This is a genomic window from Sphingobacterium sp. KH_072 (genome assembly GCF_057837975.1).
The window spans coordinates 3,491,743-3,505,702 of record NZ_CM174457.1 but is presented as its reverse complement, the minus strand read 5'-3'; the positions used below and the strand labels follow the sequence as shown (position 1 = coordinate 3,505,702).

The 13,960-nt window shown below is 42.6% G+C and carries 13 protein-coding genes; 3 read left to right on the top strand and 10 right to left on the bottom strand.

Translation table 11 applies throughout. The features are described from left to right. Nucleotide 1: 1 nt before the first annotated feature. From AC3IRT_RS15595 to tilS, 6 genes are all read right to left on the bottom strand, one after another. Nucleotides 2-925, bottom strand: a complete 924-nt coding sequence (locus tag AC3IRT_RS15595; RefSeq protein WP_489394132.1) for an EamA family transporter — start codon at nucleotides 923-925, stop codon at nucleotides 2-4. 24 nt (nucleotides 926-949) lie between these two features. Continuing rightward, on the bottom strand, nucleotides 950-1,264 hold the full coding sequence (locus AC3IRT_RS15590) for a DciA family protein (protein ID WP_489394131.1): 315 nt from the start codon (nucleotides 1,262-1,264) through the stop codon (nucleotides 950-952). Next, nucleotides 1,251-2,363, bottom strand: coding sequence for a DNA replication/repair protein RecF (gene recF, locus AC3IRT_RS15585; protein WP_489394130.1), 1,113 nt, complete (start codon nucleotides 2,361-2,363; stop codon nucleotides 1,251-1,253). The genes AC3IRT_RS15590 and recF overlap by 14 nt, the downstream gene beginning before the upstream one ends. Nucleotides 2,364-2,385: 22 nt before the next feature. Then, nucleotides 2,386-2,691 carry a DUF4834 family protein gene (locus AC3IRT_RS15580; protein ID WP_489394129.1) on the bottom strand — a complete coding sequence of 102 codons (306 nt, stop codon included), beginning with the start codon at nucleotides 2,689-2,691 and terminating at the stop codon, nucleotides 2,386-2,388. 81 nt (nucleotides 2,692-2,772) lie between these two features. After that, nucleotides 2,773-3,252, bottom strand: a complete 480-nt coding sequence (locus AC3IRT_RS15575) for a hypothetical protein (RefSeq protein ID WP_489394128.1) — start codon at nucleotides 3,250-3,252, stop codon at nucleotides 2,773-2,775. An 8-nt stretch (nucleotides 3,253-3,260) separates the two neighbouring features. Then, complete coding sequence (tilS, locus tag AC3IRT_RS15570) at nucleotides 3,261-4,586, bottom strand: tRNA lysidine(34) synthetase TilS (protein ID WP_489394127.1); 1,326 nt, start codon at nucleotides 4,584-4,586, stop codon at nucleotides 3,261-3,263. Between the two features lie 142 nt (nucleotides 4,587-4,728). Here tilS and AC3IRT_RS15565 point away from each other — a divergent pair, with 142 nt between their 5' ends. Both AC3IRT_RS15565 and AC3IRT_RS15560 read left to right on the top strand, forming a co-directional pair. Then, the gene (locus AC3IRT_RS15565; protein ID WP_489394126.1) at nucleotides 4,729-6,990 is read left to right on the top strand and encodes an OstA-like protein; all 2,262 of its coding nucleotides are present in this window, start codon (nucleotides 4,729-4,731) and stop codon (nucleotides 6,988-6,990) included. 65 nt (nucleotides 6,991-7,055) lie between these two features. Continuing rightward, nucleotides 7,056-8,381 carry a PQQ-dependent sugar dehydrogenase gene (locus AC3IRT_RS15560; protein WP_489394125.1) on the top strand — a complete coding sequence of 442 codons (1,326 nt, stop codon included), beginning with the start codon at nucleotides 7,056-7,058 and terminating at the stop codon, nucleotides 8,379-8,381. A 272-nt stretch (nucleotides 8,382-8,653) separates the two neighbouring features. Here the strand turns inward: AC3IRT_RS15560 and AC3IRT_RS15555 are convergent, their stop codons facing one another. The 3 genes from AC3IRT_RS15555 to AC3IRT_RS15545 form a co-directional block, all read right to left on the bottom strand. Then, nucleotides 8,654-9,070, bottom strand: a complete 417-nt coding sequence (locus AC3IRT_RS15555; RefSeq protein WP_489394124.1) for an OsmC family protein — start codon at nucleotides 9,068-9,070, stop codon at nucleotides 8,654-8,656. A 110-nt stretch (nucleotides 9,071-9,180) separates the two neighbouring features. Next, nucleotides 9,181-10,476: an SGNH/GDSL hydrolase family protein gene (locus AC3IRT_RS15550; protein WP_489394123.1), complete on the bottom strand. Its 1,296-nt coding sequence runs from the start codon at nucleotides 10,474-10,476 to the stop codon at nucleotides 9,181-9,183. An 11-nt stretch (nucleotides 10,477-10,487) separates the two neighbouring features. Beyond that, nucleotides 10,488-11,702, bottom strand: coding sequence for an OmpP1/FadL family transporter (locus AC3IRT_RS15545; RefSeq protein WP_489394122.1), 1,215 nt, complete (start codon nucleotides 11,700-11,702; stop codon nucleotides 10,488-10,490). 200 nt (nucleotides 11,703-11,902) lie between these two features. On the opposite strand from AC3IRT_RS15545, the gene tpx reads away from it, so the two are divergent. Further along, nucleotides 11,903-12,400, top strand: coding sequence for a thiol peroxidase (gene tpx / locus AC3IRT_RS15540; RefSeq protein WP_489394121.1), 498 nt, complete (start codon nucleotides 11,903-11,905; stop codon nucleotides 12,398-12,400). Between the two features lie 91 nt (nucleotides 12,401-12,491). On the opposite strand, the gene AC3IRT_RS15535 is transcribed toward tpx, so the two are convergent. Continuing rightward, nucleotides 12,492-13,886, bottom strand: a complete 1,395-nt coding sequence (locus tag AC3IRT_RS15535) for a peptidylprolyl isomerase (RefSeq protein ID WP_489394120.1) — start codon at nucleotides 13,884-13,886, stop codon at nucleotides 12,492-12,494. Nucleotides 13,887-13,960 lie beyond the last annotated feature (74 nt).

The following is a 13,960-nucleotide window of genomic DNA, read 5'->3' as shown; positions in this document are numbered from 1 at the left end:
TTTACTGCGGTATTATCGGCATCTCCTCTTCTGGTGGAACGACTTTCTTGGCGTTCTGGAAATATAGAATATTAAACCAAGCTACCGCTAGTACAATCATCCCATAAGCTACCATTTGTAGACCCGTGATCGGTTCGCCAAAGTAGGTGATAGCCAATGTGAAACTTAGCAATGGGTTGATGTATAGCAGAATTCCTACTAATGAAGAATTCAATCCTTTCAGCGCGTAAGCATTTAGAAAAAGCGGTATAATGGTGAATACCACCGCAATCAGCAAAACCAATTCGTAAAATAATGCCGACTTGTTGCCTCCCAAACCTACTACGCCAAATAGGGGTAATAAGATGATGGTGCTCAGCGTAATATGGATCGCTAAAGAGAAAAGCTTATCAATCCGTGTATTGCTCTTTTGCAAGATCAGATAAATGGCATAGGTCAATGCAATTAGCAAGCTGTAAAAAAGATCGATAAAATGCCCCATGGATAGTAATATGCAACTGAAAGCACTCATGCCAACGGCCATCCATTGTCCTACTTTCAAGCGCTCGCCTAAGAATGTTGCCGCTAAGGCTGTCGTCAAGATTGGACAGATTAAGTATGCTAAGCTGGTAGCGTTGACGCTCACGGTATTCATTACAAAAATAAAAACGAACCAATTGAGGGAGAGCATAAGCGCACTGACGATGTAATTCGCAAAAATCTTGCGCTTTTCGCTACTATTCAATTGCTTGATTTCTTGTATAGATTCTTTGATTTGCTTGCGGCGGAACAATACATTGACCAACCATATGCACAGCGAAGCAAATAAAACACGGAACAGCAAAATTTCGAGCGCCGCATAACCTTGTAATGGTTTGAGCACTAGACTAAACAAACCCCAGATGGCAAAACCAGTAAGAGCCGAGATATAATATTTAAGATTCACCGAGATAACATTAAATTGGCAGGATTACAGGATTACAAATTCCTCCACCATCACATAGCCCACATGCTCATTGATGCGGCCTAATATTTGCCGGCGCATCATGGCCAATTCATTTTTGATGACGGCAGATTCTACCGAGACAAATAATTTTTTGTCACGTATGTAGATCTTTTCCGTTCTATTGGCAATGGCACTGCCAATGATCTGTGGCCAGGCATTTACAATAGAGGTTTCATCAAACTTCTGCCGAAGTCGATAAACTTCTAGCATTTTTTCTACCGCTTGTTTGATGGAAATATCATCACTTCGTCGGATATCTTCGCCTCTATATTTTCTCATTTGCCGCACCTTCTTTGATATCAAAGATACGAATAGGCTTCCCGATTTCTTGAAAAATCTGACTAATTCGATCGGCATTGGTGTCGGTCACGAATATCTGGCCAAAGGCATCATCAGAAACCATTTGCATGATCTTTTTGGTTCGCTTATCGTCGAGCTTATCAAAGATGTCGTCAAGTAGCAGTAAGGGCGAGAATCCTTTCTTCTCTTTAAAAAAAGAATATTGCGCCAGCTTTAAAGCAATAAGAAAAGATTTTTGCTGTCCTTGAGATCCAAACTTTTTGAGTGGCATGCCTTCGTGAATACTGAAGTTCAGATCGTCTTTATGAATACCCTGACTGGTGCGCTCCAATGCGCGGTCTCTATCTTGATTTATTACTAGTAAGCGAGCAAAAGTATCGTGCAGTAGTGGTGACTCGTAGTGGAGCTCTACCATTTCAGCTTCATCCGAAATATAATCATAATGCTTCTTGAAAAAAGGAGCAAATTCCTGCATGAATGTTTGGCGTTTTACAAATATTTGATCGCCGACCTCGATCAATTGGCTATTCATCACTTCCAGTAAACCTAGGTCGAGCTGCCTACTTACCGCAGCCATTTTAAGCAATTGATTGCGCTGTTGCATGATGCGGTTATACTGGATCAACGTATCCAAATAGCGATTGTCGGTCTGTGAAATGACGTTGTCAATAAATTTACGACGCTCTTCACTGCCATCGAGAATGATGCCCACATCATTAGGCGTAATCATCACCAGTGGATATTGACCGATATGATCTGCCAGTCTGGGATAATCCTTCTTATTTTTTCGGAACTGTTTCTTCTGATTTTTCTTGAGGCTGCACGAGATACTATCTGACGCATCGGCGGTCTTTTCAAAAAGACCTTGCACCATAAACCAATCTTCGCCCTTCTTGATATGTTGGGAATCGATCGGGTTGAAATAAGATTTGCAAAGTGATAGGTAATGAATCGCATCAAGCAAATTGGTTTTGCCAGCACCATTAAACCCTGTGAAAGCATTAGTGGCAGGAGAAAATTCCAGCGTGGATTCTGTGTAATTCTTGAAATGTAATAAGGAAAGCTGTTTTAGCCACATATAAGATGCGAAGTACGGCTATTTATTTGACTTCTTCAAAATCCACGAATTCTCCGGCAGTAGCTTGGCCACTACGCGCATTTTCTTTTGGTGGTACGTATGCTACTTTAACTTTTCCGGTGCCCTTATGATCTTGTCTGTTATCTTGCTGCTGTCCAAATCCTTGGTATTGGAAAGGTCCACTCTGGCCATTAAAATTTCCTTGTTGGGCTTTTTTCATGATCTTTTCGGCCATTTTTTTCATGGCAAAAGGGAGCAAAAACCGAACACTCAGCTTAAATGCATAGTAACATGCAACTAAAATAACTACGACTTTTAAAAATTCCATGGTAAATCGCTTTGTTCAAATTTAACAAAACTCCTGTAGAAAGTCTGATGAAAATGTCAGATCAGGATCACTTAACAAAATTTAGCTTTTGGCAGTCAGGATCGCTGTTGCCAATTCGTTGGGACGTTGTGAGCCGATAACGTAAATCAATCCGTCCAGATCTGTAAGCCAAACTGCATATTTGCCACCAGAATAAAAACGAATTTTTCCATTTTTATGTAGATTGTAGACTGGATTGTTCACCATAAACGTATTGTAACGTTTCACCTCCACCGTAGTAATCGATCGCAGATCAATTTTGACCAAGCTCGTCGTCCACAAGCCGCTCAACGTCAATTTATGATCCTGCACCAAGGTGCGATAGCTAATCATATACAACATCAGGATCGAGACAAATAGAATCCCTACTCCCGTAATGAAAAACAATTGACTGGAGACAATGTGGTCTATATTGAGGTAATAGGCCACAAAACAGAATAGTGCGAGAATAAGACGCACGCTTACCCAAGTCATATCACGACCTAAATACTGCTTTTCTTCAAATGCAAACTGCTCTCCCATATCGTTCGTTAACTATACACGAAGGTAGCTACTTTCTTTGTGTTTTCTCTTATTCTATACCTATTATCTATTTGGTAACCTACTACCCAGATGATTTCTCCATTGCCATTTAGCAATAGGGGTACTTGTTCCTTTTCAAGTAATGGAATCTTTTTTTGAATAAAAAAATCACTTATTTTTTTGCTAGAATTCATGCCTAATGGCATAAAACGATCACCGGGCATCCAGCTACGTACGGTTAGCGGAAAAACCAAGTTTTCGAGATCTACTTTTGCCATATTTCGCGCGGCATCTCGTGTGGTATCTGTGCTAATGGAGAGCGATAAAGTATGCCCTGCGATATTCACCATCGTATCACTTTGCTCTACGTAATGCGTTGCGAGCGGCAGTTGATTCTTCCCATACAGGAATAGCTGCGTTCGATCTATCACGATCACGTGGCTATCCGACTCGAATCGAGATCCAATATGGCGGAGTTCCGTGTTGGCCAGATCTGCTAATACATTCTTTTCGAAATGATACGGTCTAAATAGTTCAAACAACAATGTAAGATCATTCAACAGTTCGCGTAGTGAATTTTTATCGATTTCAATACGCTCTGCTGCCGCAATGAATAGTTTCTCTCGCATACGATCTGTCAATCGTTTGAGTAAAGCGTAGCTATCCGCAAAACGCTCGATATTGTCCAGCATCACCTGATCGAATTGCGGGTTCAACGTGCGAAACTGCGGTAGAATATCAAGTCTTACTTTGTTGCGAACATACTTGTTAGAAAAGTTGCTTTGGTCATCCCGATAGGGAATCTCATACTGTGCCACGGTTAGCACAATCTCCTCGTTGGACATCCACAAAATCGGTCGAACGATCCGATCTCGCTTGGCAACAATGCCACGCAAGCCGCGCAAACCGGTGCCGCGCGCCAGATTGATAAAAACCGTCTCGATATGATCCTGCTGATGATGCGCTATCGCAATGGCTTCGAAATCATGTGCTTCCCGCAGTTGCTCGAACCAGTTATAGCGCAGTTCTCGGGCACTCATTTGTATAGAAAGCTGCTGTTCTTCGGCGTAAAGTGCCGTGTCGAACTCCACGTGAAAAAATGGAATTTCATGTGTTTCCGAGAATTGGCGAACCAGCTGCTCATCCAGATCCGATTCGATGCCACGCAGTTTAAAATTGCAATGTGCAATCGAGATATTGTAGCCCAATTTCCACAATAGGAAAGCCATCAACATGGAATCTTTGCCGCCGCTCACGCCCAACAAGAGTCGATCTTGTGGCGTAAATAACTTTTCGCGAAGAATATATTGCGTGAGCCTCTCCCTGATTTCCATACTCAAAGTTAAGGAGCTACAAACGATTTTTTGCGGAATAAGGCAGATAGTTTTAGCTAAAAATCTCGGTCATGGTCTATAACCCTCTTTCGGCATGCGTTTTTAACATTTTTTTGGGGATTAAATGTCTATTTTTGCGCTTGTGAAACCAGTATTTACCCTTTTCATCTATCTGTTGTCCTTCGCGGCTTTACAAGCGCAGCAAGGACCGGCGGATGCTATGCGTCTGGTTTCTTCCACACGTGGTGTGATTATCGAGCAACGCGTCATGCGCCATTACAATCCCGTATATGAGCACAAGAGCAACACCTTGATGGCCGATAGTGGTGATTTTTGGCGTGATGAGATAGGCAGGGAGTTTTTCGAAGCGTATGGTAATGTCGTGATTACGCAGCCATCAGGTACGGTGATCTATGGCGATCGTTTGCATTATGAAGCGGCTACACAGCATGCCGTGATTACCAATAATGTACGTGTCGTGGATGACAAATCGGTATTGACCACAAATTACTTGACCTACAGTTTTCGAGATCAACGCGGTACATATACCGGTGGCGGGCGAATCGTTAGCGGAACGGATACCATCACCTCACGTAATGCCTATTATTTCGAGCGTACCAAAGATTCTTATTTTAGAGAGAAAGTGATCGTGCGATCGCCCGATGTGGTCATTTACACGGATACGATGCGGTATAATTCGATCACGCGCGATAATTTCTTTTTCGGGCCTACCAATATTAAAGGGCGAGCAGGAGAGAACTTATACACCGAACGAGGGGTTTACAATACTGGAACGGGCATTGCCAAATTCAACCTGAATAATCTTTATACCGAAGGCTCAAAATTCCTCAAAGGTGATAGCTTATATTACGATCGTTCCATTGGCGATGGAGAAGCATTTCGGAATGTAGTTTTCGTGGATACATTGGAGAAGTTCTATGCTAACGGTGGGTATGGAAAATATAGGGGTGGAGAGGAATCAATTACTATGGCCGACAAGCCTCTGGTGAAAATGGTAGTAGATAATGATACGACCTCGAAAGCGCCAACTGATAGTTTGACGAATGCCGGAGCAGAAGAAGAAAAGTTGACGCGTCGCGAGCGTAGGCAACGTGATCGGGCTTTGGAAGAGCAGCAGCAGCGAGAAGCAGTGGAACAGCAAGAGCTGGAAGCGTTGACCGATTCCTTATCCAGAGATAATGTGCTCTTGGATACGGTACACATTGCTTCTACTCCTAAAAACACAGTGGACACCGTGTACATGACGGCCGATACGATATTTTCTAGAACAATTCCTAGAGCAGAATACCTCGCGCTGGATCTGGGGCTGAGTCGAGATGGGGGGCAATTGCTCTCGGATGAGGACGTCGATTATGGTGATGAAGATGATTTAATCGGGGGCGATGAAGTTGGCGAATTGGATGAGTTCCCTAACGCACCTACGACATCAGAGATAGATAGTGTAAACATAGCCGATTTGAAAACAACGGCCATAGATACGATTCAGAAAAAGTTGCCGCCGCGACCGGACAGGCGACCACCAGATATAGCAAAAAAAACGGATTCGCTCACCATTGCTAATACGCTAAAAGCAGACAGTACGCTTCGTAATCAGGTGGTGATTCCATTAGAAAATGAGGCGGGTAAACGTATTGATGTAGCAATGGGAACGGTCATGAGACCAGATTCATTGGCTGCGCCAGATTCTTTGAAGGCGATCTCTGACACGGTACGAACTCGTATTGTAAAAGCGTATCAGAATGTGCGTATGTTTAAAACCGATTTACAGGCCGTGGCCGATTCGGTGTACTACGGCATGCAAGATTCCATGTTTCGTTTCATGGGCAAACCCATGATCTGGTCGGATGGCTCTCAGATATCTGCCGATACGATTTTTATGCAAATGGTCAATCGAAAGTTAGACAATGCCTTATTGAAAGACAATGCTTTTATGGTCAATGCGGTGCTGGATTCCATCAAGTACAATCAGTTGAAAGGTCGAAAAATTACCGTGTTTTTTGATAAAAACTATATCGAGAGGCTGTTTGTTGATGGCAATGCTGAAAATCTTGTTTTTAATGTCGATGAGCCCACACGGATTATTCGGGATATGTTTCATGATAGAGGCGCGCGGATCAAGATCGTTTTCAAAGACAAAAAGATTTTAACCTACCATACTTTAAAAGCTAACCAGCAAGTATTTCCGCTAAAATTAGTGAATCAAGAGAATGAGATTTTGCCCGGTTTTATCTGGCGCCCTCAAGACCGACCTTTATCTGTGGAGGATATGATGAATCGTAAACGTGACAACACGATTCCTGATACCAAGGAAGAAGAAGATAAGGGCGAGAAAGAGGGCGGCAAGGAGATTCGACCGCCAGATCCTGTGATCTTCGAAGATTAGACTTTCTGTAAACTATTCATGGGGTATGTTGTTGTAACAGCATTCTTATCACTCAAGTAATAGTTATGAATAAGTTTATCAAAGCATCACTTTTTTCCGGAATGTTCTGCTCCCTATTTTTCTATAGTTGTAACTCCAGCAATCGGTCTAAAGAGGAAAATAAAGGCCATGATTCTACTGCAGTGGAGCGTGAGTATGGTGATTCGCTCGCATTGCAAGATCCAATGGCGACGGAGCCAACCAATAAGTACGCTACGATAGTAGGTTGGAAAGATGGCGCTATGCCCAAAGCGCCGAAAGGCTATAAAGTGGTCAAGTTTGCTGAAAATCTAAACAGTCCCCGAAATATTTACGTCGCACCAAATGGTGATATCTTTGTTGCGCAATCCCGCACCCAAAAGGAAGGAGAAGACGAGGAGAAGGTAGATGCGAGAAATATCTTCCGTAGTCCCAGTCCTAATGAAGTTTTGCGTTTTAAAGATGCCAACGGAGATGGCGTAGCGGATGAAAAAACTGTATTTCTTAAGGATCAAGCACAGCCTTATGGTATGTTGATTCTAGGAAATCACTTTTATGTGGCCAATACCGATGTGCTTGTGCGCTACCCATACAATAGTGCGAATGGAAAAGTGGATGCAACTACTGGTGAAAAGTTGGTTAGCTTGCCTGCTGGTGGTTACAATAATCATTGGACACGTAATATCATCGCGAATAAAGCAGGAAATAAGATTTATATCTCCGTAGGATCAGGAAGCAATGTGGGGGAGAATGGTATGGAGCATGAAGTGCGCCGTGCGGTAATTTTAGAAGTAAATCCAGATGGTTCTGGTGAGCGTATTTTTGGATCTGGATTGCGCAATGCTGTTGGTATGGATGTCGAGCCAGAAACCAATATGCTTTGGACGGCCGTCAATGAAAGAGATGAGTTGGGTGATGAGTTAGTTCCTGATTATATCACTTCGGTACAAGCCGAAAAGTTTTATGGATGGCCATATTATTATTGGGGCATGCAGATTGATCCTAGATGGAAAGATCGTATGCCTACCGGTTTACCTAAATCTCTAAAACCGGATTATGCCGTTGGTGCGCATACTGCGTCGCTGGGTTTTACTTTTAATAAAGCACCCGGTTTCGAGACAGGTGCATTTATCGGTCAACATGGCTCATGGAATCGTTCGGAATTCGTCGGCTATAAAGTAGCCTTTGTACCGTTTGTAAATGGCAAGCCAAGTGGGAAAACGCAGGATTTCTTGATTGGTTTTGTAGCTAATAAAGAGAAAAAAGAAGTCCACGGCCGACCTGTTGGAATTGCATTTACCAAGCATTACATGTTGGTGGCTGATGATGCAGCCAATGTGATTTGGGCGGTCATTCCAGAGAAGGGAAAGTAGGTAAACGCGGAGAATAAAAATTAAATTGCTAAGGATAGCAATGGTTATAATACGAAAAGAGCGAACCATTTTGGGTCGCTCTTTTCGTATTGAATATCGTCAGGTTTAGCAATCCTACCATAGCGAAACTAGATTACTGTATATCGCCGCGTCGTAACTCCTCGCGAGGACGATATGATTGATGATTACTCTCAATTGAAAGCGCGTCTTTGCGAAGCCGAGGGCAAGAGGCTGTGGCAATGTCTAAAAGGTGCACATACATAGCAATAAGCTTAATTGATCTTGATGCTGTAGGTGATATCCACACCGCCTGCGGCCAACATATCGTGTACAGAGCAATACTTTTTGACGGCCAATTCGGCAGCCTTAGCAGCCTTGTATGGATCAATCTCTCCTTTTAATGCAAACGAGATATGAATATTGGTGAAGATGGTCGGGATTTCTTCTCTGCGTTTGCCTTCTACTTCTACTTGAATATCGTCAATTTGTTGACGTTGTTTCTTCAAAATAACCGATAGGTCAAATACACTACAAGAACCCAAGGCAAGTAGCACCAACTCCATGGGGCGTACGCCCAAGCCTTCGCCTCCAATATCGGGAGAACCATCAATATGTACTTTCACATCACTAGAGGCACTGCTTCCAGCAAAGTGCATCGCGTCATTTTCTCGTTGTAAGGTTACGTTCATCTTATTACAAATATAAACAATAGCGAAATAGTAAAAAAGCGTTGATTTGTTGGAAAATCAACGCTTTACGCTTAATGTCACTTTAAACTAGTTGCTGACAAATCAGCTTACTAGTTTTGATTCGGCAAGAGTACGCCTGGATAGCGCGTCACATCTACCCGTGGAATCGTCGCATTGTATTTTCTATTGATCTCGTCGATAAATAGGTTGGCGATAACGGCATTTCCGATCGGCGTCAGGTGAATACCATCTAAGGAGAAGGCATTGCCGGTAATAAACGAAGAGCTCAAAGGGATACCGTTATAGATAAAACCACTTTTTACCTGATTTAGAAAAGCATTGACATCTACTAAAGCTAGATCTCGTCTTTCTGCCGCTTGTCTGATCACATTATTATACTGCTGCACGCGGGCTATTACTTCCTGGACTTCATCGCGATCGAGCACCATATTATCGGGAACTGGATTTCGCGGATCTACACCAAGCCCAGTTTTTTGTATTTCATCACGAGGAAACGTTAGAAAAAACAAATCTTCCGATGTTGCGGGCCGAACACCCGTTTTTGTCGTTATAAAAATGTTTTCTATTGTTGGTTGTTGTGCCTGCACACCTGCCAATAGCGCGTTATATGTTACCGTCGTAAAAAACGGAATACTCGTTACATCAGGTATAGTTGCTACGATACCCTTACGATCGTTTGTAGTCAAGGCATCTATAAACGTGTTGTAGCGTGTTGTAAATACAGTTGCATCTGTCAAAAGTGTCGTAAGGCCATCGCCAACAGCACCATTCATAGCATAGCCTAAAACGTCATTGTTTCCCAGCCAAAAGGAGAAAAAAGTGTGCTGTCTATCTGTTGTAAATCCGAAGTAGGTTGTAGTTGCTACTACCGCATCTGCTACCAAACGCTCAAAATAAGAGTTTAATCCTGTAAATGGTGCCACAAACGCCAAATCCAAACGCATGCCCGGTACGCCATAGTTATTGATTTCTGGTCCTTCGTATTTGGTGTATAATGGAAGTCCCGTTGCCGGGTTGAGTCCACGAATCGCCAGATTGTTAGTTACAGGTGCAGTTACAGGTGGCAAGCCAGGGGGTAGCGATTCCAAACGAAGATAGCCAGAGCCATTTGCTTGATTTGCGTTGAAGAATGGAGAGGTAAAGGTACCACCACCCACAGATTGCATTTGCGCCGCGATCAAGTTGGGGAAAGCGACTTGCTGTCCGGATAGATACAGCCCGCCATCGGCAAAACCTGCAGTGAGCGAGTTTCCAATAGCAATGTATTTATTGAAGTCTGCGGTGGACGTATTCCGCACTTCGAATTCATCCAAACTTGGAGAACAGGAAGCGATGAAAAACACGCCGGAAAGGGCAGCAATATATGTTTTAAAGATCTTTTTCATAATAGTTTGGTTTACCATTTATAGCTTACTGAAACACCTGGCGCATGGATGTATGTCTCATATCGCCCCTGCAAATTGATAGCCGTATTGGTCGTGGTACGCGGTATGATGTGTTGGAAAGCGTACGCTGCGTTCAACTCCCATTTTGGGGTAATATCGTACGTCACACCAGCTGATAGGACATATCGATTGTTGTCTGGCGTTTCTGGACTAACGAAATTTTCGCGCACTGGTGTGCGGATATAACCCACACCGGCACGAAGCGCCAGCTTCTCTTTCGCTTGATAATTTACACCAACGCGAGCGGTATAAGATTTTTGATAATTCTTTTCTGAGGCTGTATTTGCAATCCGATCTGATTCGTAATCGAAGGCCAATTGCTCATAGATATTATAGTTGATAATAGATCCGTCAACCGCCATTTTGATCTTTTCTGCTACAGGAAAGGCGATACCTACACTCAAAGAAGATGGCAGGGGCAATTCAGCAGAAAAGTTTGTGTTAGGGAAATTGCCTGCTATGGATTGTGGAACACGAAACTCTGCGTCGCCATCATTCAATGAGGTAACTACTTTAGATCGGTAGGTGACGGAAAAAGCAAATTCATTTTCCAAGTGATAGTGCGCGCCTAAGGTGTATCCAGTTCCTGTTCCCGTTCCAGTTAATCGAGCGGTAGAAGGACTGCCATCTGCATTAAAAGCAGGTAAGACTCGTCCTAGTTCTACTGTTCCAACATTGTAGATAAAACCACCACCTACGGAGAATTGATCTGTAATTTTGAAACTAACCGTAGGTTGTATAAAAATAGCACGAAGTGACAAATCACTTAATTCATAGCGCCCTGGCCAATCATTTCCCCAATCTACTCCGCCACCAAATGGCGTGTAAACGGCTAAACCGGCTCTCCAAAATGCACCATCTGGCGCATAAGTGGCGTAAGCAGCAAATGGGGGAGAAATTTGTGATCGGGTTCTGTACGTATCCATCGATCCAACTTCTTGGAAAGCCGACCGAAACATAATGGCATTACCGCCAACTTGTACCGCATTATGATTCATTTTAGCTAAGGCTCCAGGGCTATACACCATAGATGCCTCGTCGATAAATAATGCGCTACCTGCCCCAGCCATACCAACTATCTTTTGATTTTGGGTATTGACTACAGTTCCTTGCGCAAACACCAATACGGGTGATGCCAATAAAAGGCCGAATAATAATCTTTTCATACGCTTGTATTTATACTTGGTTAGAATTGCCTAACTAGGTTAGGTAAATATCTTTAGATTTAATATGCTAACATAGTATTTAAATCTGAGAAAACTATAATTTATTTCTGATAAATTTAAATAGATAACCGACAAGATGTGATAATGTTTCGCTTAGCTCTTGATAATTTCCTATCTTGCTGTCATTAAAAAAACGATTTATGGCTACAATAACATTTAAAGGCAACGAAGTACACACACAGGGGACATTACCTAAGGTGGGAGACAGTGCTCCTGATTTTTCTTTAACAGGAAGTGATTTGTCACAAAAAACTTTGGCAGACTTCAGCGGCAAACATGTCGTATTGAATATATTTCCTAGTGTAGATACAGGTACTTGTGCAGCTTCTGTGAGAAGATTCAATCAAGAGCTTTCTGAGTTACAAGATACAGTGGTACTCTGTATCTCTAAAGATTTGCCATTTGCACAAGGTCGCTTTTGTGCTGCAGAGGGATTGGAGCAAGTGTTGTCCTTGTCGGAATATAAAGACGCCAGCTTCTCAGAGGCATACGGAGTGAAGTTTTCTGATGGTCCGTTAGAAGGTTTACTGAGCCGTGCTGTGGTAGTGATCAGTCCAGACGGAAAAGTTAAATACACAGAGCACGTCGCAGAAGTAACGGAAGAGCCTAACTACAAAGCGGCTTTGGCATCTATTTAATCTTTTGTGCAATAGCATTTCGTTAATTCAAAGTAAAGGGGCTTCAACATTGTTGAAGCCCCTTTACTTTGAATTGTGCTTATTGAAAATACTAATTAGCTTGCGCTACCTTTTCTTCGTCTGTCGGTTTTTTCAACCAAAGTTCTAAGTCATCACAAGTCGAGAAATCATCGTTCACATGGATATACGTCGCTGCGGTACGCTTTTCGAACCATTCACTCAAAAAGCGATTTACTTTATCCTGCTGCGCAGCTTCCTGTATCTTCGCAAAGTCTTGCGCCATATTGGCTTGGTGAGGTGCTACGCGAGTTTTCAAATAATTGAACTTGTATGCTTTTATGCCATCGCGATGAGCATCAGTCACATGTGAAAACAGATAAGGTTTCGAATATTGTCCAGCCTTTAATGTATCGATTGCTGCAAAAAGATCTTTTTCCAAACCGTCTACTGAAATTACAGTACTCCGTGTGTACGAGTTTTGGTCGAACACCATACCGCCGTTAAACTTAGTCTCTTTTGCATCAGAATAAAGTGATGCCGCCGTGTGAAAGCTCATCTTTCCAGTAGCTACTAGATTATATACGCTGTCAATCTTCGATTTGGCCCGATCCAAACTAGCTTGCGTAGGCTTCATCGTAATCAATAAGTGCCGTACGTTAACTTCTTCTCCACGTCTCTCTAAAACTTGTAAAAAGTGAAAGCCAAATGGAGTTTCGAATACTTCGGATATTTCACCTGCTTTTAATTTAAAAGCTACGGCAGAAAATTCTTTTACGTAACCTTCACGAGTAGAAAAACCAAGGTCGCCGCCATTAGGGGCAGATGGACATTCAGAATAAAAACGAGCGATCGTACCGAAGTCGGATCCTGCTAATATTTGCTGACGATATGCCTCAGCCTTACTCTTGTATAGTTCTTTTTCGGATTTGGTCAATACCGGTTCTATAACGATTTCACCTGTTTCGATTTCGGTATTGAAATAAGGTAAACTGTCTTGATTCAATCCTTCGAAATAACGGTTTACTTCCTGAGGTGTCACGCTGATTTTTTGAACGATGTTTCCTTGCAAGCGCTCAGCACGCATTTGCTCCGACATCGTCGGACGGATCTCTTCTTTATATTGCAATACCGATCGTTTCAAGAAGCCTTCTAGGCGTTCCTGATTGCCAGCTTGGCGTATCATGTGTCGCATGTTTTGATTGATGCGATCATCAATCTCTGCTTCAGAAACTTCCACGGAGTCAATCACGGCTTGCTGCGCTAATAACTTAGTCATGATCAGCTGTTGCAAAGCCTGACATTTGAAATTAGGATTTGCGGCGCCACCATTCGCTAAATACTTGGTATACTCCATATCGACATCCGATTGTAAGATGATATTTGACCCCACCGTAGCTACAACCCTATCGATTAATTTATCTTGAGCCTGCGCGAATTGCACTATTGAAAGCGCAAATACAAAAAATAAAATCGCGTACTTCTTCATTTTTTTTGTTGATTTATTCATCCCTACTTATGATGCAAAGGTATGGAATTAATTGCACTAAATATGGAGAGCAA